Origin of the sequence: Streptomyces chartreusis NRRL 3882 (assembly GCF_900236475.1) — a bacterium.
In the GTDB taxonomy this organism is placed as follows: domain Bacteria; phylum Actinomycetota; class Actinomycetes; order Streptomycetales; family Streptomycetaceae; genus Streptomyces; species Streptomyces chartreusis_D.
The window spans coordinates 3,736,345-3,755,152 of record NZ_LT963352.1; the positions used below are offsets into that span (position 1 = coordinate 3,736,345).

Below are 18,808 nucleotides of genomic sequence, written 5' to 3' on the forward strand. Positions count from 1 at the left end.
GAGGACGCCGACAAATGTCGTAGCCGTAGATCAGCGCCACATGTCCCCCTGTCCCGGATCGCACCGCACCCTCCCACGACCCGCCCCTTGGCCCTGCCGATGCCCCACCCCTGCCGGAGTGCGGCCCTATGTCCAGTCGGGCTCCGGCTCCCCGTCCAGCTCCGGCCACTCGTCCAGCCCGCCCGCGTCCTGGCCGGATGCCTGCGCCACGGTCGAGTCGGCCACCGCAGCCGAGCCGGCCGCCGGAGCCGAGCCCTGCGGCCCGTCCAGCGACGCGAGCACCTCCAGCACGCCCTCGCCGTACGTCGCGAGCTTCTTCTCCCCCACCCCGCTGATACCGCCGAGCTCGGCCACCGAGCTCGGCCACACCGTGGCGATCTCCCGCAGCGTCGCGTCGTGGAAGATGACGTACGCCGGGACGCCCTGCTCTCGGGCCTGCTCGGCCCGCCAGGCGCGCAGCGCCTCGAAGGCCGGCAGCAGTTCCTCGGGCAGCTCGGCGGCAGCCGTCTTGCCCTTGCGCTCGCCCCGCCCCGAGCCGGAGGACGACGACGAGCCCGACCGGGAGGTCACCGGCTTCTTCGGCTCCTTCCGCAGCGGCACCTCACGCTCCCGCCGCAGCACCGCCCCGCTCGCCTCGGTCAGCACCAGCGTGCCGTACTCGCCCTCCACCGCGAGGAGCCCCTGGGCCAGCAACTGCCGGATGACGCCCCGCCATTCGCCCTCGGTCAGATCGTCGCCGATGCCGAACACCGACAGCTGGTCGTGGTCGAACTGGATCACCTTGCCGGTCCGCTTGCCCAGCAGAATGTCGACGATCTGCACCGCGCCGAACTTCTGCCCGCGCTCCCGCTGGAGCCGCACCACCGTCGACAGCACCTTCTGCGCCGCGATCGTGCCGTCCCAGGTCTCCGGCGGGGTCAGGCAGGTGTCGCAGTTGCCGCAGCCCGCCGGGTCGGGCTCTTGGCCGAAGTAGGCGAGGAGCTGGCCCCGGCGGCACTGGGCCGTCTCGCACAGCGCCAGCATCGAGTCCAGGTGGGCCTGGGCCCGTCGCCGGAACGCCTCGTCGCCCTCGCCCGACTGGATCAGCTTGCGCTGCTGTATGACGTCGTTCAGCCCGTACGCCATCCAGGCCGTCGACGGCAGCCCGTCACGCCCCGCCCGGCCCGTCTCCTGGTAGTAGCCCTCGACCGACTTGGGCAGGTCGAGGTGGGCGACGAAACGTACGTCCGGCTTGTCGATGCCCATCCCGAAGGCGATGGTCGCCACCACGACCAGGCCGTCCTCCCGCAGGAAGCGGGACTGGTGGGCCGCGCGCGTGCCCGCGTCCAGGCCCGCGTGGTACGGCACGGCCTCGATGCCGTTGCGGCTGAGGAACTCGGCGGTCCTCTCGACCGAGTTGCGCGACAGGCAGTAGACGATGCCCGCGTCGCCCGCGTGCTCCTCGCGCAGGAAGCTCAGGAGCTGTTTCTTCGGGTCGGCCTTGGGCACGATCCGGTACTGGATGTTGGGCCGGTCGAAGCTCGCCACGAAGTGCCGGGCCGCCGGCATGTTCAGCCGCTGGGTGATCTCCTGGTGCGTCGCACGCGTGGCCGTCGCCGTCAGCGCGATCCGCGGTACGTCCGGCCAGCGCTCGCCGAGCAGCGACAGCGCGAGGTAGTCCGGCCGGAAGTCGTGGCCCCACTGGGAGACACAGTGCGCCTCGTCGATGGCGAAGACGGAGATCTTCCCGCGTGAGAGCAGATCGAGCGTGTTCTCCAGCCGCAGCCGCTCCGGCGCCAGGTACAGCAGGTCCAGCTCGCCGGCGAGGAACTCGGCCTCGACCATCCGCCGCTCGTCGAAGTCCTGCGTGGAGTTCATGAACCCGGCCCGCACGCCCAGGGCACGCAGCGCGTCCACCTGGTCCTGCATGAGGGCGATGAGCGGGGAGACGACCACGCCCGTACCGGGCCTGATCAGGGACGGGATCTGGTAGCACAGCGACTTGCCGCCACCGGTCGGCATGAGCACGACGGCGTCGCCGCCCGCCACGACATGGTCGATGACGGCTTCCTGCTCGCCGCGGAAGGCCCCGTACCCGAAGACCCGGTGCAGGGCGGCCAGCGCCTCGCTCGCGTCAGCCCCGAGGGGCCCGGCGGGGCCGCTGCCCGCACCGATCCCGGCCCCGGTCACCGCGTCCAGTTCCGTCATCACACCCGTCCCGCCCGTAGCACCCATCATTGCGTCCCCCGTGCGTCGCGCCTCGACCACAGCGTCCACCATAGGCGCCCGCACCGACAGCCCCGGAGTTATCCACAGGCCGCCCCGAACGCCTGCGTCAAGGACACGACAGTCGTTCACACGTTCGCGGGAGACCTGCCCGTTTCCGGCGGATAGTCTGAATGCACCGGCGAGACTCCGTCCCATGGGAGCACTGATGAGCGTCGCACCGAAGGCGTCCAAGCCCACCTGGCCGACCCCGCCGGAAGGCGGCTGGACCGCCGACGACCTGGACCGCCTCCCGAATCTTCCTCCGCACACGGAGCTGATCGACGGAAGCCTCGTCTTCGTGAGTCCGCAGACTCTTTTCCACTCACGCGTGTCGACTTCTTCAATTGGCAGCTCCAGTCTCTGGCACCCTCGGAATTCGAGGTGATTCGCGAATTCACCATCGACATCGATCGCCAGAACCGGCCTGAGCCAGATGTGATCGTGGTGCGCGGCGATGTTGTGGAGGACCCGGAACAGACCCGCTACCCAGCGGAGTCCGTCCTGCTCGCCATCGAGGTCGTCTCGGCGGGCTCCGTCTCCCGGGACCGCGAGACCAAGCCGCTGAAGTACGCCCGGGCCGGTATCCCCCACTACTGGCGTGTGGAGAACGAGAAGGGCCTCGCCGCGGTGCACGCCTTCGAGCTGGAGCCCACCACCGGCGCGTACACCAGCACCGGGATCTTCCGTGAGCGGATGAAGGTCAGCGTCCCGTTCCCCGTGGATCTCGATCTCACCGCCACCAAACCGCGCCGCAAGAGCGGCGAGTAACCGCCACGACGCACAGGACAGCGGCCCGGCACCCCCTGAAGGGGACCGGGCCGCTGTCTCGCGCCAAGCGGAGCGTCAGCGCACGAACACGCCCGCCTGCCCCGCCAGATCCAGGAAGTACTGCGGCGCCACACCGAGCACCAGCGTGACCGCCACGCCGACCCCGATCGCCGTCATCGTCAGCGGCGACGGCACGGCCACCGTCGGGCCCTCCGGCCGCGGCTCGCTGAAGAACATCAGCACGATGACGCGGATGTAGAAGAACGCCGCGATCGCCGACGAGATCACACCGATCACGACGAGCGGGGCGGCCCCGCCCTCCGCCGCCGCCTTGAACACGGCGAACTTCCCGGCGAAGCCGGAGGTCAGCGGAATGCCCGCGAAGGCCAGCAGGAACACCGCGAACACCGCCGCCACCAGCGGCGAACGCCGGCCGAGCCCCGCCCACTTGGACAGGTGCGTCGCCTCGCCGCCCGCGTCGCGCACGAGCGTGACCACCGCGAAGGCACCGATCGTCACGAACGAGTACGCCGCCAGGTAGAACAGCACGGACGACACACCGTCCGGCGTGGTCGCGATGACACCCGCGAGGATGAACCCGGCGTGCGCGATCGACGAGTACGCCAGCAGCCGCTTGATGTCGGTCTGCGTGATCGCGACGATGGCACCGCCCAGCATGGTGACGATCGCCACGGCCCACATCACCGGCCGCCAGTCCCAGCGCAGGCCCGGCAGGACAACGTACAGCAACCGCAGCAGCGCTCCGAACGCCGCCACCTTCGTCGCCGCCGCCATGAAACCGGTCACCGGCGTGGGCGCGCCCTGGTACACGTCCGGCGTCCACATGTGGAACGGCACCGCGCCCACCTTGAACAGCAGGCCCATCACCACCAGCGCGGCACCGATCAGCAGCAGCGCGTCATTACCCATGGTGTCGGCGAGCGCCGGGTTGACGTCCGCGATCGTACCGTCGACGACCTGCGAGATCGTCGCGTACGACATCGAGCCCGCGTAGCCGTACAGCAGCGCGATGCCGAACAGGGTGAACGCGGAGGCGAAGGCGCCGAGCAGGAAGTACTTGACCGCGGCCTCCTGCGACATCAGCCGCTTGCGCCGGGCCAGCGCGCACAGCAGGTACAGCGGGAGCGAGAAGACCTCCAGTGCCACGAAGAGCGTCAGCAGGTCGTTGGCCGCCGGGAAGATCAGCATGCCGGCGACGGCGAACAGCAGCAGCGGGAACACCTCGGTGGTGGTGAACCCGGCCTTGACCGCCGCCTTCTCGCTCTCACTGCCCGGCACGGACGCGGCCTGCGCGGCGAAGGAGTCGACCCGGTTGCCGTGCACCACCGGGTCGAGCCGCCGCTCGGCGAAGGTGAACAGGCCGACGAGGGCCGCCAGCAGGATCGTGCCCTGCAGGAAGAGGGCCGGTCCGTCGACGGCGATCGCGCCCATCGCCGCGATGCGCGCCTTGGTCGTGCCGTATCCGTCGGCGGCGAGCGCGACGACCGCGGCGAAGGCGGCCGCGAGCGCGACGACGGACACGAACATCTGGACGTAGTAACGGGATTTGCGCGGTACGAACGCCTCGATGAGGATCCCGAGGATCGCCGCGCCGACGACGATCAGCGTGGGCGCCAACTGTCCGTACTCGAACTTCGGCGCGTCGATCTTGGTGATCGGTTCGGCCGCGGTTGTCCACAGGCTGTGGACGGCTGTTGCGCTCACTTGGCCGCCTCCACCTCGGGCTGGGGGTCCTTCTTCTGTACGTCGGACATGGTCTGTTTCACTGCCGGGTTGACGATGTCCGTGACGGGCTTCGGGTAGACGCCCAGGAAGATCAGCAGTACGACCAGCGGGGCGACGACCACGAGTTCACGCACCCGGAGGTCCGGCATCGCCGCGACCTCCGGTTTCACCGGGCCCGTCATCGTCCGCTGGTAGAGGACGAGGGTGTAGAGCGCGGCGAGGACGATGCCGAAGGTGGCGATGATGCCGATCACCGGGTAGCGCGTGAACGTGCCGACCAGGACCAGGAACTCACTCACGAACGGCGCGAGGCCCGGCAGGGAGAGGGTCGCGAGGCTGCCGATCAGGAACGTGCCGGCGAGTACCGGGGCGACCTTCTGCACTCCGCCGTAGTCGGCGATGAGCCGCGAGCCGCGCCGGGAGATCAGGAAGCCCGCCACCAGCATCAGCGCGGCCGTCGAGATGCCGTGGTTGATCATGTAGAGCGTCGCCCCGGACTGGCCCTGGCTGGTCATCGCGAAGATGCCCATGATGATGAAGCCGAAGTGGGAGATCGACGCGTAGGCCACCAGCCGCTTGATGTCGCGCTGGCCGACCGCGAGCAGCGCCCCGTAGATGATGCTGATCAGGGCGAGGACGAGGATTGCGGGCGTCGCCCACTTGCTGGCCTCCGGGAACAGCTGGAGGCAGAAGCGGAGCATCGCGAAGGTGCCGACCTTGTCGACGACCGCCGTGATCAGTACGGCGACCGGAGCCGTGGACTCCTGCATCGCGTTGGGCAGCCAGGTGTGCAGCGGCCACAGCGGCGCCTTCACCGCGAAGGCGAAGAAGAAGCCGAGGAACAGCCACCGCTCGGTGCTGGTCGCCATGTCGAGCGAGCCGTTGGCGCGGGCCTCGGCGATCTCCTGGAGCGAGAAGTTCCCGGCGACCACGTACAGGCCGATCACCGCGGCCAGCATGATCAGGCCGCCGACCAGGTTGTAGAGGAGGAACTTCACCGCCGCGTACGACCGTTGCGTCGCCGCCGTCTTCTCGCCGTGCTCGTGGGCACGGTCCCCGAAGCCGCCGATGAGGAAGTACATCGGGATCAGCATGGCTTCGAAGAAGATGTAGAAGAGGAAGACGTCGGTGGCCTCGAAGGAGAGGATCACCATCGCCTCGACGGCGAGGATCAGGGCGAAGAAGCCCTGCGTCGGCCGCCACCGGCTGCTGCCGGTCTCCAGCGGATCGGCGTCGTGCCAGCCCGCGAGGATGATGAACGGGATCAGCAACGCGGTGAGTCCGATCAGCGCCACCCCGATGCCGTCCACGCCCAGTTCGTAGCGGACGCCGAAGTCGGCGATCCAGGCGTGGGACTCGGTGAGCTGGTAGCGGTCGCCGTCCGGGTCGAAGCGGACCAGGACGACGATCGCCAGGACGAGCGTGGCGAGCGAGAAGAGCAGCGCCAGCCATTTGGCGGCGGTGCGCCGCGCGGCCGGCACGGCGGCCGTGGCGATCGCCCCGACGGCCGGGAGCGCCGCTGTCGCTGTCAGCAGAGGAAAGGACATCGGTATCAGACCGCCCTCATCAGCAGGGTCGCGGCGACGATGACCGCCGCGCCGCCGAACATCGAGACCGCGTAGGAGCGGGCGAAGCCGTTCTGCAGCCTGCGCATCCGCCCGGAGAGGCCGCCGACCGAGGCCGCCGTGCCGTTGACGACGCCGTCGACCAGGGTGTGGTCGACGTAGACCAGGGACCGCGTGAGGTGCTCGCCGCCGCGGACCAGGACGACGTGGTTGAAGTCGTCCTGGAGCAGGTCGCGCCGGGCGGCCCGGGTGAGCAGCGAGCCGCGCGGGGCGACGGCCGGGACCGGGCGGCGGCCGTACTGCGCCCAGGCGAGGGCGACGCCGATGACCATCACGGCGACCGTGGACAGCGTGACCGTGAGGGCGCTGACCGGCGGGTTGCCGTGGTCGTGCCCGGTGATGGGCTCCAGCCAGTGCAGGAAGCGGTCGCCGATGCTGAAGAACGCACCGCCGGCCACCGACCCGACGGCCAGCACGATCATCGGGATCGTCATGACCTTGGGCGACTCGTGCGGGTGGGGCGGGGTGTACTCGCCGCGCGTCTCGGCGGCGGGCTCCACGTCCGGTTCGGCCGGCGACGGCGTCGGGGCGTTGCGCCAGCGCTCCTCGCCGAAGAACGTCATCAGCATCACGCGCGTCATGTAGTACGCGGTGATGGCGGCGCCGAGCAGGGCGCAGGCGCCGAGGATCCAGCCCTCGGTGCCGCCCTTGGCGAACGCCGCCTCGATGATCTTGTCCTTGGAGAAGAAGCCGGACAGGCCCGGGAAGCCGATGATGGCCAGGTAGCCGAGGCCGAAGGTGACGAAGGTGACCGGCATGTACTTCCTGAGGCCGCCGTACCTCCTCATGTCCACCTCGTCGTTCATGCCGTGCATGACCGAGCCGGCGCCGAGGAACAGCCCGGCCTTGAAGAAGCCGTGCGTCACCAGGTGCATGATCGCGAAGACGTAGCCGATGGGGCCGAGGCCCGCGGCGAGGATCATGTAGCCGATCTGCGACATGGTCGAGCCGGCCAGGGCCTTCTTGATGTCGTCCTTGGCGCAACCGACGATCGCACCGAAGAGGAGCGTGACCGCACCGACGATGGTGACGACCAGCTGCGCGTCCGGGGCGCCGTTGAAAATGGCTCCGGAGCGGACGATCAGATACACGCCCGCCGTCACCATGGTCGCGGCGTGGATGAGGGCCGAGACCGGGGTCGGGCCCTCCATCGCGTCCCCGAGCCAGGACTGCAGTGGTACCTGGGCGGACTTGCCGCAGGCGGCGAGCAGCAGCATCAGCGCGATCGCGGTCAGCTTGTCCTCACCGGCGGCGCCGGCGAGCCCTGCCTCCTCGTGGCTGCCGAGCACCGGCCCGAAGGCGAAGGTGCCGAACCACAGGAACATCAGCATGATCGCGATGGACAGGCCCATGTCGCCGACGCGGTTGACCAGGAAGGCCTTCTTCGCGGCCGTGGCGGCGCTGGGCTTGTGCTGCCAGAAGCCGATCAGCAGGTAGGAGGCGAGACCGACGCCCTCCCAGCCGACGTACAGCAGCAGGTAGTTGTCGGCGAGGACGAGCAGCAGCATCGCCGCGAGGAACAGGTTCAGGTAGCCGAAGAAGCGGCGGCGCCGCTCGTCGTGCTCCATGTACCCGACGGAGTAGAGGTGGATCAGCGATCCGACGCCCGTGATGAGCAGGACGAACGTCATGGACAGCTGGTCGAGCTGGAAGGCGACGTCCGCCTGGAAGCCCTCGACCGGGATCCAGCTGAACAGATGCTGGGCCATGACGCGGTGTTCGGGGTCCTGGCCGAGCATGTCGGTGAACAGGACGAGACCGAGCACGAAGGAGGCGGCCGCGAGCAGCGTGCCGATCCAGTGGCCCACGGCGTCCAGCCGGCGTCCGCCGCACAGCAGGACCGCCGCTCCGAGCAGGGGCGCCGCCACCAGCAGCGCAATCAGGTTCTCCACGATTCTTCCGACCCCTTACAGCTTCATCAGGCTGGCGTCGTCGACCGAGGCCGAGTGGCGGGCGCGGAACAGGGACACGATGATCGCGAGCCCGACCACGACCTCCGCGGCGGCGACGACCATCGTGAAGAACGCGATGATCTGGCCGTCGAGGTTGCCGTGCATCCGGGAGAAGGCGACGAACGCGAGGTTGCAGGCGTTGAGCATGAGCTCGATGCACATGAACACGACGATCGCGTTGCGCCTGATCAGCACGCCGGTGGCGCCGATCGTGAACAACAGGGCCGCGAGATACAGATAGTTGACCGGGTTCACTTCGACGCCTCCTCGGGCCGCTTGAACGTGGCCGGCTCGATGGCCTTCCGCTCCAGGCGCTCCTCGGCACGCTGCTCCAGGGCCCGCAGGTCGTTGAGCGCCTCCTGCGACACGTCCCGGATCTGGCCCCGCTCCCGCAGCGTCTTGCTGACGGTGAGGTCGGACGGTGTGCCGTCGGGCAGCAGGCCCGCGATGTCGACCGCGTTGTGCCGGGCGTACACACCAGGAGCCGGCAGGGGCGGCAGTTGCTTGCCCGCGCGGACCCGCTCCTCGGAGAGTTCGCGCTGCGTCTTGGCGCGTTCGGTGCGCTCGCGGTGGGTGAGCACCATGGCGCCGACGGCGGCCGTGATGAGCAGGGCGCCGGTGATCTCGAACGCGAAGACGTACCGGGTGAAGAGGAGGGCGGCGATGCCCTCCACGTTGCCGCCGGCGTTGGCCTGGCCGATGCCGTTGAACTCCTTGAGGGAGGCGTTGCCGATGCCGGCGATCAGCAGGACGCCGAAACCGAGCCCGCACAGCAGGGCCAGCCAGCGCTGGCCCTTGATGGTCTCCTTCAGGGAGTCCGCCGCGGTGACGCCGACGAGCATCACCACGAACAGGAACAGCATCATGATCGCGCCGGTGTAGACGACGATCTGGACGACGCCCAGGAAGTAGGCGCCGTTGGCGAGGTAGAACACCGCCAGGATGATCATGGTCCCGGCGAGGCAGAGGGCGCTGTGCACGGCCCTCTTCATGAGGATGGTGCACAGGGCGCCGATCACCGCGACGGTGCCGAGGATCCAGAACTGGACGGCCTCTCCGGTGGAGGTGGAGTAGGCGGCGAGCTGGGTGGTCATCGGCCGATCACCTTCTCCGACGCCGGTTCCGTCCCGCCGAAGGTCGAGTCGGCCTCCTGCACGACCTCGCCCTTGGAGTGGGCGACCTGCCGCTCGGTGCCGGGCGCGGCCTCGGTGACCAGGCCCCGGTAGTAGTCCTGTTCGTCCGTGCCCGGGTAGATGGCGTGGGGCGTGTCGACCATGCCCTCCTCCAGGCCGGCGAGCAGCTGCTCCTTGGTGTAGATGAGGTTGGCCCGGCTGGAGTCGGCGAGCTCGAACTCGTTCGTCATCGTCAGCGCGCGCGTGGGGCACGCCTCGATGCACAGGCCGCACAGGATGCAGCGGGCGTAGTTGATCTGGTAGACGCGGCCGTACCGCTCGCCCGGCGAGTAGCGCTCCTCGTCGGTGTTGTCCGCGCCCTCCACGTAGATCGCGTCGGCGGGGCAGGCCCACGCGCACAGTTCACAGCCGACGCACTTCTCCAGGCCGTCCGGATGGCGGTTGAGCTGGTGCCGTCCGTGGAAGCGCGGAGCCGTGGTCTTCTGCTGCTCCGGATACTGCTCGGTCAGCCGCTTCTTGAACATGGCCTTGAAGGTCACGCCGAAGCCGGCCACCGGGTTCTGGAAACCGGGCTTGGTGTCCTTCGGTTCCTCAGCCATCGGACGCCTCCTTTCCATCCGTAGTTCCGCCCAGAGATCCGTCACTCTGAGTATCGGGCCCACCACTGACAATCAGCTCCCGCTCACCGCGAGGGCGGCGTCGCGGAACCGGTGGAAGCTCCTGCCCCGGCAGTGGCGGTACGGGGAATCCGCCCGCCATCGGGTCGAAGGCGGCCGGGGTCTCGGCCGGCTGTTCGGCCTGCTTCGTCTTCTCGCGGAACATGTCGACGACGAAGGAGAGCACCAGCAGGGCCAGGACGCCGCCGCCGACGTAGAGGGCGATGTCGGCGAAGTCGTAGCCCTCGTTCCTGAAGGCCCGCACGCTGGCGACGAGCATCAGCCAGACCAGCGAGACCGGGATGAGGACCTTCCAGCCGAGCTTCATCAGCTGGTCGTAGCGGACGCGGGGGAGCGTGCCGCGGATCCAGATGAACATGAACAGCAGCAGCTGGACCTTGACCGTGAACCAGAGCATCGGCCACCAGCCGTGGTTCGCGCCCTCCCAGAAGGTGCTGATCGGCCAGGGGGCCCGCCAGCCGCCGAGGAACAGCGTCGTGGCGACGGCCGAGACGGTCACCATGTTGACGTACTCGGCGAGCATGAACATCGCGAACTTGATCGACGAGTACTCGGTGTTGAAGCCGCCGACGAGGTCGCCCTCGGACTCCGGCATGTCGAACGGGGCGCGGTTGGTCTCGCCGACCATCGTCACGATGTAGATGACGAAGGAGAGCGGCAGCAGCAGGATGTACCAGCGGTCGGCCTGCTGCTCGACGATCGTCGACGTCGACATCGACCCCGAGTAGAGGAACACGGAGGCGAAGGCGGCGCCCATCGCGATCTCGTACGAGATCATCTGCGCGCAGGACCGCAGACCGCCCAGCAACGGATACGTCGATCCGGAGCTCCAGCCCGCCAGCACGATGCCGTAGATGCCGACGGAGGCGACCGCGAGGATGTAGAGCATCGCGATCGGGAGGTCGGTGAGCTGCATCGTGGTGCGGTGGCCGAAGATCGAGATCTCGTTGCCGGCCGGGCCGAAGGGGATCACCGCGATCGCCATGAAGGCCGGGATGGCCGCGACGATCGGCGCGAGGACGTACACCGCCTTGTCCGCGCGCTTGACGATGACGTCTTCCTTGAGCATCAGCTTGATGCCGTCGGCGAGCGACTGGAGCATGCCCCAGGGGCCGTGCCGGTTGGGGCCGATGCGCAGCTGCATCCAGGCGACGACCTTGCGCTCCATGACGATGGAGATCAGCACGGTCACCATCAGGAAGGCGAAGCAGAACACCGCCTTGATGACGACCAGCCACCAGGGGTCGGTGCCGAACATCGAGAGGTCTTCAGCGGCGAGGTACGGGCTCATGCCTCCACCTCCTTGGGGGCCTCGCCGGCGAGGGTCGCCGGGCCGATGCGGACGAGGGAGCCGGGCCGCGCCCCGGTGTCGGAGGCGACGCCGCCGCCGGTGGAGTTCAGCGGGAGCCACACCACCCGGTCGGGCATCTCACTGATCTGGAGGGGGAGTTCGACGACTCCCCGGGGGCCGGCCACCGCGAGGAGGTCGCCGTCCTTGACGCCCGCCTCGGCGGCCGTCGCGGCCGACAGGCGAGCGCGTGCGGCGTGCCGGGTGCCGGCGAGCGCCTCGTCGCCCTGCTGGAGGACGCCCTGGTCGAGCAGCAGCCGGTGGCCTGCGAGCACGGCCTCACCGGCGGCCGGACGGGGCAGGGCGCCCGCCGTCTCCAGGGGTTCGGTGGCGCGCGGGCCGTCCCAGGCGCCGAGCCGGTCGATCTCCGCCCGAACGGTGCGCAGATCGGGCAGACCGAGGTGGACGTCCATGGCGTCGGCCAGCATCTGCAGCACGCGCGCGTCGGTGGGCGCGAGGCGGCGGGTCATCTGGTCGGGCTTGAGCGCGGCCTCGAAGAAGCGGACCCGGCCTTCCCAGTTGAGGAAGGTGCCGGCCTTCTCGGCGACCGCGCTGACGGGCAGCACGACGTCGGCCTTGCGGGTGATCTCGCCGGGCCGCAGTTCGAGCGAGACCAGGAAGCCGACCTCGTCGAGTGCCGCACGCGCGCGTGCCGGGTCGGGCAGGTCGGCGATCTCGACGCCCGCCACCAGCAGGGCCTGGAGCTCGCCGGTCGCGGCGGCCTCCACGATCTGGCCGGTGTCGCGGCCGTAGCGGTGCGGGAGGCCTGCCACGCCCCAGACGGTGGCGACCTCGTCACGCGCGCGTGGATCGGTGGCCGGACGCCCGCCCGGCAGCAGCGACGGCAGGGCACCCGCCTCGATGGCGCCGCGTTCCCCGGCCCGGCGCGGGATCCACGCCAGCCGGGCACCGGTCGCGGAGGCGGTGCGTACGGCGGCGGTCAGACCGCCGGCCACCGCGGCCAGCCGCTCGCCGACGACGATCACCGCACCCTCGGCGCGCAGCGCCTCGGCGGCCGCGGCGCCGTCGCCCTCCAGGCCGACGTTGCTCGCGAGCGCGTCCAGCCACTCGGTCTCGGTGCCGGGGGCGGCCGGCAGCAGCGTCCCGCCGGCCTTCTCCAGACCGCGCGTGGCGTGCGTGGCCAGGGAGAAGACCTTCTGCCCGTGCTTGCGCCAGGCCTTGCGCAGCCGCAGGAAGACGCCGGGCGCCTCCTCCTCCGCCTCGAAACCGACCAGCAGGACGGCGGGGGCCTTCTCCAGCGCGGTGTACGTGACGCCCGTACCGTCGAGGTCCCGGCCGCGCCCGGCGACCTGGGCGGCGAGGAAGTCGGCCTCCTCGCTGCTGTGCACGCGCGCGCGGAAGTCGATGTCGTTGGTGTCGAGCGCCACGCGCGCGAACTTGCTGTACGCGTAGGCGTCCTCGATGGTGAGCCGGCCGCCGGTCAGCACCCCGGTGCGGCCCCGGGAGGCCAGCAGCCCCTGGGCCGCGATCTGGAGCGCCTCCGGCCAGGAGGCCGGTTCGAGGTCGCCCTCGGCGTTGCGCACCAAGGGGGTCTCCAACCGGTCCCGCTGCTGCGCGTACCGGAACGCGAAGCGCCCCTTGTCGCAGATCCACTCCTCGTTGACCTCGGGGTCGTCGGCGGCGAGCCGCCGCATGACCTTGCCGCGCCGGTGGTCGGTGCGCGTGGCACAGCCACCGGAGCAGTGCTCGCACACCGACGGCGAGGAGACCAGGTCGAAGGGGCGGGAGCGGAATCGGTACGCCGCCGAGGTCAGCGCACCCACCGGGCAGATCTGGATGGTGTTGCCGGAGAAGTACGACTCGAACGGGTCGCCCTCGCCGGTGCCGACCTGCTGGAGCGCGCCCCGCTCGATCAACTCGATCATCGGGTCGCCCGCGACCTGGTTGGAGAACCGGGTGCAGCGGGCGCACAGCACGCACCGCTCGCGGTCGAGCAGCACCTGTGTGGAGATCGGGACGGGCTTCTCGTAGGTCCGCTTGCGGCCCTCGAAGCGGGACTCGGCGTCGCCGTGCGACATGGCCTGGTTCTGCAGCGGGCACTCGCCGCCCTTGTCGCAGACCGGGCAGTCCAGCGGGTGGTTGATGAGCAGGAGCTCCATCACACCCTTCTGGGCCTTCTCGGCGACCGGCGAGGTGAGGTGGGTCTTGACCACCATCCCGTCGGTGCAGGTGATGGTGCAGGACGCCATGGGCTTGCGCTGGCCCTCGACCTCGACGATGCACTGCCGGCAGGCGCCGGCCGGGTCGAGGAGGGGGTGGTCGCAGAACCGGGGGATCTCGATGCCGAGCTGTTCGGCGGCCCGGATGACCAGGGTGCCCTTGGGCACGCTGATCTCGATGCCGTCGATCGTCAGCGTCACGAGGTCCTCCGGCGGGACCGCCGCCTCTCCCCCACCCGCGGGAGCGTTGGTGGTCACGGTCATGCGTTCACCTCCGTGCGGTCGGCCCAGGCCGTCGACTTGGCCGGGTCGAAGGGGCAGCCCCGGCCCGTGATGTGCTGCTCGTACTCCTCGCGGAAGTACTTGAGCGAGGAGAAGATCGGCGAGGCGGCGCCGTCGCCGAGGGCGCAGAAGGACTTGCCGTTGATGTTGTCGGCGATGTCGTTCAGCTTGTCGAGGTCGGACATGCGTCCCTTGCCGGCCTCGATGTCGCGCAGCAACTGCACGAGCCAGTAGGTCCCTTCGCGGCAGGGCGTGCACTTGCCGCAGGACTCGTGGGCGTAGAACTCCGTCCAGCGCGTCACGGCCCGCACCACGCAGGTCGTCTCGTCGAAGCACTGGAGAGCTTTGGTGCCGAGCATGGAACCCGCGGCGCCCACTCCTTCGTAATCAAGAGGGACGTCGAGATGCTCGTCGGTGAACATCGGGGTCGAGGAGCCCCCCGGCGTCCAGAACTTGAGGCGGTGCCCGGGGCGCATCCCGCCGCTCATGTCGAGGAGCTGGCGGAGCGTGATCCCGAGCGGCGCCTCGTACTGGCCGGGGCTGGCGACATGGCCGGACAGGGAGTAGAGCGTGAAGCCGGGCGACTTCTCACTCCCCATCGACCGGAACCATTCCTTGCCCCGCTGCATGATCGCGGGAACCGACGCGATCGACTCGACGTTGTTCACCACAGTCGGGCACGCGTAGAGGCCCGCGACGGCAGGGAAGGGGGGACGAAGCCGCGGTTGACCCCGGCGGCCTTCGAGCGAGTCCAGCAGTGCGGTCTCCTCACCGCAGATGTACGCGCCCGCGCCCGCGTGCACGGTGATGTCGAGGTCGAGTCCGCTGCCCAGGATGTTCTCGCCGAGGAAGCCCGCCTCGTACGCCTCGCGCACGGCAGAGTGCAACCGCCGCAGCACTGGGACGACTTCACCACGCAGATAGATGAACGCATGCGACGACCTGATGGCGTAACACGCGATGATCATGCCCTCGATGAGGCTGTGCGGGTTCGCGAAGAGGAGCGGGATGTCCTTGCACGTCCCCGGCTCCGACTCGTCGGCGTTGACAACAAGATAGTGCGGCTTGCCGTCCCCCTGGGGAATGAACTGCCACTTCATGCCCGTGGGGAATCCCGCGCCGCCGCGCCCGCGCAGACCGGATTCCTTGACGTACGCGATCACGTCGTCCGGCGACATGGCGAGCGCCTTGCGAAGCCCCTCGTACCCGTCGTGCCGCCGGTACACGTCCAGCGTCCAGGACCTGTCCTCGTCCCAGAAGGCCGACAGCACCGGTGCGAGCAGCTTCTCGGGGCTCATGTCTTTCAGCTCGGGTGCCAAGGTCATCACTCCCCCTCCTCGGCGACAGGCCCGGCCGGATCGGCGGGGCGGGGCGGATCCCCTCCATCAGGGGTGGTGGGGGGCGACGGGTGGGAGGGGTCGGAGGCCGACGTGTCCTGCGGCGCGTCGTGCGAGCTCAAGTGCTCCGTCGGTGACGGCTCGTGCGGCTTGTCGTCCCGGGGTGCCTCCCCCCGCGGATGCACCACGCGCGCGGGAGCGGACTCGCCCTTGGCGAGCTTCAGGCCGACCAGGGAGGCGGGTCCCGCGCTGCCCCCGGCTTCGACGGCCCCGTCCCGCTCGTCGGGGAAACCGGCCAGGACCCGGGCGGTTTCCTTGAAGGTGCACAGGGGCGCCCCGCGCGTGGGCGTGACCGGCCGGCCCGCGCGCAGGTCGTCGACGAGGCGCCTGGCGCTCGCCGGGGTCTGGTTGTCGAAGAACTCCCAGTTGACCATCACGACCGGCGCGAAGTCGCAGGCGGCGTTGCACTCGATGTGCTCCAGGGTGACCTTGCCGTCTTCGGTGGTCTCGCCGTTGCCGACGCCCAGGTGTTCCTGGAGCTCCTCGAAGATCGCGTCCCCGCCCATCACGGCGCACAGGGTGTTGGTGCACACCCCGACCTGGTAGTCACCGCTCGGCCGGCGCCGGTACATCGTGTAGAAGGTGGCGACGGCGGTGACCTCGGCCGTGGTCAGGCCGAGCATGTCCGCGCAGAACTGCATGCCGGTGCGCGTGACGTGCCCCTCCTCGGACTGCACGAGGTGCAGCAGCGGCAGGAGGGCGGAGCGGGAGTCCGGGTAGCGGGCGATGATCTCGCGCGCGTCCGTCTCCAGACGGGCGCGGACGTCGTCCGGGTAGGCGGGTGCGGGCAGTTCGGGCATGCCCAGGCTGACGCCCCGCTCGGAAGAAGAGGTGGTCACCGGTCGACGCCTCCCATCACGGGGTCGATGGACGCGACGGCGACGATGACGTCGGCGACCTGGCCGCCCTCGCACATCGCCGCCATGGCCTGAAGGTTGGTGAAGGACGGGTCGCGGAAGTGGACCCGGTAGGGGCGGGTGCCGCCGTCGGAGACGACGTGCACCCCGAGTTCGCCCTTGGGCGACTCGACCGCCGCGTAGGCCTGTCCCGGCGGGACGCGGAAGCCCTCGGTGACCAGCTTGAAGTGGTGGATCAGGGCCTCCATGGAGGTGCCCATGATCTTCTTGATGTGGTCGAGGGAGTTGCCGAGGCCGTCGGGCCCCAGGGCGAGCTGGGCCGGCCAGGCGATCTTCTTGTCGGCGACCATGACCGGGCCGGGCTGCAGCCGGTCCAGGCACTGCTCGACGATCCTGAGCGACTGCCGCATCTCCTCCAGGCGGATGAGGAAGCGGCCGTAGGCGTCACAGGTGTCGGCGGTCGGGATGTCGAAGTCGTACGTCTCGTAGCCGCAGTAGGGCTGCGTCTTGCGCAGGTCGTGCGGCAGGCCGGTGGAACGCAGGATCGGGCCGGTGGCGCCGAGGGCCATGCAGCCGGCCAGGTCGAGGTAGCCGATGTCCTGCATGCGGGCCTTGAAGATGGGGTTCCCGGTGGCGAGCTTGTCGTACTCCGGGAGGTTCTTCTTCATCTTCTTCACGAACTCGCGGATCTGGTCCACCGCGCCGGGCGGCAGGTCCTGGGCGAGTCCGCCGGGGCGGATGTACGCGTGGTTCATCCGCAGGCCGGTGATCAGCTCGTAGATGTCGAGAATGAGTTCACGATCACGGAATCCGTAGATCATGATCGTGGTGGCGCCGAGCTCCATGCCGCCGGTGGCGATGCACACCAGGTGCGAGGAGAGCCGGTTCAGCTCCATCAGGAGCACGCGGATGATCGAGGCCCGGTCCGGGATCTGGTCCTCGATGCCGAGGAGCTTCTCGACCCCGAGGCAGTACGCCGTCTCGTTGAAGAACGGCGTCAGGTAGTCCATGCGCGTCACGAACGTGGTGCCCTGCGTCCACGTCCGGTACTCGAGGTTCTTCTCGATGCCGGTGTGCAGGTAGCCGATGCCGCAGCGGGCCTCGGTGACGGTCTCGCCCTCGATCTCCAGGATCAGGCGGAGCACGCCGTGCGTGGACGGGTGCTGCGGGCCCATGTTGACGACGATGCGCTCGTCGTCGGCCCGGGCCGCGGACTGGACGACCTCGTCCCAGTCGCCGCCGGTGACGGTGTAGACGGTGCCCTCGGTGGTCTCGCGAGGGGAGGCGTGCGACGTGCTCATGAGTACGACCTCCGCTGGTCCGGAGCCGGGATCTGGGCGCCCTTGTACTCGACGGGGATGCCGCCGAGGGGATAGTCCTTGCGCTGCGGAAAGCCCTGCCAGTCGTCCGGCATCATGATCCGCGTCAGGGCGGGGTGGCCGTCGAAGACGATGCCGAAGAAGTCGTACGTCTCGCGCTCGTGCCAGTCGTTCGTCGGATAGACCGAGAACAGCGACGGGATGTGCGGGTCGCTGTCGGGGCAGCTGACCTCCAGGCGGATCACCCGGTTGTGGGTGATCGAGCGCAGGTGGTAGACGGCGTGCAGCTCGCGGCCCTTGTCGTTCGGGTAGTGGACGCCGCTGACGCCGGTGCACAGCTCGAAGCGCAGGGCCGGGTCGTCGCGCAGGGTGCGGGCGACGCGGACCAGGTGCTCGCGTTCGATGTGGAAGGTCAGCTCGTCGCGGTCGACGACCGTCTTCTCGATGGCGTTCTCAGGGAGGAGTCCCTGCTCCTCCAGGGCGCCCTCCAGCTCGTCGGCGACCTCGTCGAACCATCCGCCGTAGGGGCGGGTCGCCGGTCCCGGGAGCCGGACCGAGCGGACCAGGCCGCCGTAGCCGGAGGTGTCGCCGCCGTTCTCGGCGCCGAACATGCCGCGCTGGACGCGGATCTCCTCGCCGCCCTCACCGCGCTGGCCAGGGAGGTTCGACGCGCTGAGGTCCTTCTCGGGGTTCGCGCCGTTGGCGCCGTTCGCGTCGCTCACCGCAGCAGCCCCTTCATCTCGATCGTGGGCAGGGCCTTGAGCGCCGCCTCCTCCGCCTCGCGGGCGGCCTCCTCGGCGTTCACGCCGAGCTTGGAGGTCTGGATCTTCTGGTGGAGCTTGAGGATGGCGTCCATGAGCATCTCCGGCCGGGGCGGGCAGCCGGGGAGGTAGATGTCGACCGGCACGATGTGGTCGACGCCCTGGACGATGGCGTAGTTGTTGAACATGCCGCCGGAGGAGGCGCAGACCCCCATGGAGATCACCCACTTGGGGTTCGGCATCTGGTCGTAGACCTGCCGCAGCACCGGCGCCATCTTCTGGCTGACCCGGCCGGCGACGATCATCAGGTCCGCCTGGCGCGGTGAGCCCCGGAAGACCTCCATGCCGAAGCGCGCCAGGTCGTAGCGTCCGGCGCCGGTGGTCATCATCTCGATGGCGCAGCAGGCGAGGCCGAACGTGGCGGGGAAGACGGACGACTTGCGCACCCAGCCCGCGGCCTGCTCGACGGTGGTCAGCAGGAAGCCGCTCGGCAGCTTTTCTTCGAGTCCCATGACT

Annotated in this window: 14 protein-coding genes and 1 pseudogene; 1 reads left to right on the top strand and 14 read right to left on the bottom strand. The window is 69.5% G+C overall.

Annotation, left to right across the window (positions count from 1 at the left end; translation table 11 throughout):
- Nucleotides 1–126 precede the first annotated feature (126 nt).
- Nucleotides 127–2,187, bottom strand: a complete 2,061-nt coding sequence (gene recQ / locus SCNRRL3882_RS16680; RefSeq protein WP_010041524.1) for a DNA helicase RecQ — start codon at nucleotides 2,185–2,187, stop codon at nucleotides 127–129.
- A gap of 226 nt (nucleotides 2,188–2,413) precedes the next feature.
- On the opposite strand from recQ, the pseudogene SCNRRL3882_RS16685 reads away from it, so the two are divergent.
- Nucleotides 2,414–3,015: pseudogene (locus SCNRRL3882_RS16685) on the top strand (Uma2 family endonuclease).
- Nucleotides 3,016–3,090: 75 nt separating this feature from the next.
- Here the strand turns inward: SCNRRL3882_RS16685 and nuoN are convergent.
- The 13 genes from nuoN to SCNRRL3882_RS16750 are packed head-to-tail and all read right to left on the bottom strand — an operon-like array spanning nucleotide 3,091 to nucleotide 18,804.
- Nucleotides 3,091–4,740 carry an NADH-quinone oxidoreductase subunit NuoN gene (nuoN, locus tag SCNRRL3882_RS16690; RefSeq protein WP_010041526.1) on the bottom strand — a complete coding sequence of 550 codons (1,650 nt, stop codon included), beginning with the start codon at nucleotides 4,738–4,740 and terminating at the stop codon, nucleotides 3,091–3,093.
- Nucleotides 4,737–6,308 carry an NADH-quinone oxidoreductase subunit M gene (locus SCNRRL3882_RS16695; protein ID WP_010041527.1) on the bottom strand — a complete coding sequence of 524 codons (1,572 nt, stop codon included), beginning with the start codon at nucleotides 6,306–6,308 and terminating at the stop codon, nucleotides 4,737–4,739. Before SCNRRL3882_RS16695 ends, nuoN begins: the two co-directional genes overlap by 4 nt.
- A gap of 5 nt (nucleotides 6,309–6,313) precedes the next feature.
- Nucleotides 6,314–8,278, bottom strand: a complete 1,965-nt coding sequence (nuoL, locus tag SCNRRL3882_RS16700) for an NADH-quinone oxidoreductase subunit L (protein ID WP_010041528.1) — start codon at nucleotides 8,276–8,278, stop codon at nucleotides 6,314–6,316.
- Between the two features lie 15 nt (nucleotides 8,279–8,293).
- Nucleotides 8,294–8,593, bottom strand: coding sequence for an NADH-quinone oxidoreductase subunit NuoK (nuoK, locus tag SCNRRL3882_RS16705; RefSeq protein ID WP_003992252.1), 300 nt, complete (start codon nucleotides 8,591–8,593; stop codon nucleotides 8,294–8,296).
- Nucleotides 8,590–9,432 (bottom strand): NADH-quinone oxidoreductase subunit J, encoded by an 843-nt coding sequence (locus tag SCNRRL3882_RS16710; protein WP_010041529.1) that lies wholly within the window; start codon nucleotides 9,430–9,432, stop codon nucleotides 8,590–8,592. The genes nuoK and SCNRRL3882_RS16710 overlap by 4 nt, the downstream gene beginning before the upstream one ends.
- On the bottom strand, nucleotides 9,429–10,070 hold the full coding sequence (gene nuoI, locus SCNRRL3882_RS16715) for an NADH-quinone oxidoreductase subunit NuoI (RefSeq protein ID WP_010041534.1): 642 nt from the start codon (nucleotides 10,068–10,070) through the stop codon (nucleotides 9,429–9,431). Before nuoI ends, SCNRRL3882_RS16710 begins: the two co-directional genes overlap by 4 nt.
- Nucleotides 10,063–11,439, bottom strand: coding sequence for an NADH-quinone oxidoreductase subunit NuoH (gene nuoH / locus SCNRRL3882_RS16720; RefSeq protein WP_010041537.1), 1,377 nt, complete (start codon nucleotides 11,437–11,439; stop codon nucleotides 10,063–10,065). Before nuoH ends, nuoI begins: the two co-directional genes overlap by 8 nt.
- Nucleotides 11,436–13,940 carry an NADH-quinone oxidoreductase subunit G gene (locus SCNRRL3882_RS16725; protein WP_010041538.1) on the bottom strand — a complete coding sequence of 835 codons (2,505 nt, stop codon included), beginning with the start codon at nucleotides 13,938–13,940 and terminating at the stop codon, nucleotides 11,436–11,438. Before SCNRRL3882_RS16725 ends, nuoH begins: the two co-directional genes overlap by 4 nt.
- Nucleotides 13,937–15,283, bottom strand: coding sequence for an NADH-quinone oxidoreductase subunit NuoF (gene nuoF, locus SCNRRL3882_RS16730; RefSeq protein ID WP_010041539.1), 1,347 nt, complete (start codon nucleotides 15,281–15,283; stop codon nucleotides 13,937–13,939). Before nuoF ends, SCNRRL3882_RS16725 begins: the two co-directional genes overlap by 4 nt.
- Entirely contained in the window at nucleotides 15,283–16,194 is a 912-nt protein-coding gene (gene nuoE, locus SCNRRL3882_RS16735; RefSeq protein ID WP_010041546.1) for an NADH-quinone oxidoreductase subunit NuoE, read from the bottom strand. The genes nuoF and nuoE overlap by 1 nt, the downstream gene beginning before the upstream one ends.
- Nucleotides 16,191–17,513: an NADH-quinone oxidoreductase subunit D gene (locus tag SCNRRL3882_RS16740; protein ID WP_010041549.1), complete on the bottom strand. Its 1,323-nt coding sequence runs from the start codon at nucleotides 17,511–17,513 to the stop codon at nucleotides 16,191–16,193. Before SCNRRL3882_RS16740 ends, nuoE begins: the two co-directional genes overlap by 4 nt.
- A complete protein-coding gene (locus SCNRRL3882_RS16745; RefSeq protein WP_010041552.1) occupies nucleotides 17,510–18,253 on the bottom strand; it encodes an NADH-quinone oxidoreductase subunit C in 744 nt (247 codons plus the stop codon). The genes SCNRRL3882_RS16740 and SCNRRL3882_RS16745 overlap by 4 nt, the downstream gene beginning before the upstream one ends.
- The gene (locus SCNRRL3882_RS16750; protein WP_010041554.1) at nucleotides 18,250–18,804 is read right to left on the bottom strand and encodes a NuoB/complex I 20 kDa subunit family protein; all 555 of its coding nucleotides are present in this window, start codon (nucleotides 18,802–18,804) and stop codon (nucleotides 18,250–18,252) included. The genes SCNRRL3882_RS16745 and SCNRRL3882_RS16750 overlap by 4 nt, the downstream gene beginning before the upstream one ends.
- Nucleotides 18,805–18,808 lie beyond the last annotated feature (4 nt).

Excerpts from the sequence above, each read along its gene's own strand:
- SCNRRL3882_RS16710 (WP_010041529.1), bottom strand. The coding sequence starts at position 9,432 with ATGACCACCCAGCTCGCCGCCTACTCCACCTCCACCGGAGAGGCCGTC.
- nuoI (WP_010041534.1), bottom strand. The coding sequence starts at position 10,070 with ATGGCTGAGGAACCGAAGGACACCAAGCCCGGTTTCCAGAACCCGGTG.
- SCNRRL3882_RS16725 (WP_010041538.1), bottom strand. The coding sequence starts at position 13,940 with ATGACCGTGACCACCAACGCTCCCGCGGGTGGGGGAGAGGCGGCGGTC.
- SCNRRL3882_RS16695 (WP_010041527.1), bottom strand. The coding sequence starts at position 6,308 with ATGTCCTTTCCTCTGCTGACAGCGACAGCGGCGCTCCCGGCCGTCGGG.
- nuoF (WP_010041539.1), bottom strand. The coding sequence starts at position 15,283 with ATGACCTTGGCACCCGAGCTGAAAGACATGAGCCCCGAGAAGCTGCTC.
- SCNRRL3882_RS16740 (WP_010041549.1), bottom strand. The coding sequence starts at position 17,513 with ATGAGCACGTCGCACGCCTCCCCTCGCGAGACCACCGAGGGCACCGTC.
- SCNRRL3882_RS16750 (WP_010041554.1), bottom strand. The coding sequence starts at position 18,804 with ATGGGACTCGAAGAAAAGCTGCCGAGCGGCTTCCTGCTGACCACCGTC.
- recQ (WP_010041524.1), bottom strand. The coding sequence starts at position 2,187 with ATGACGGAACTGGACGCGGTGACCGGGGCCGGGATCGGTGCGGGCAGC.
- nuoH (WP_010041537.1), bottom strand. The coding sequence starts at position 11,439 with ATGAGCCCGTACCTCGCCGCTGAAGACCTCTCGATGTTCGGCACCGAC.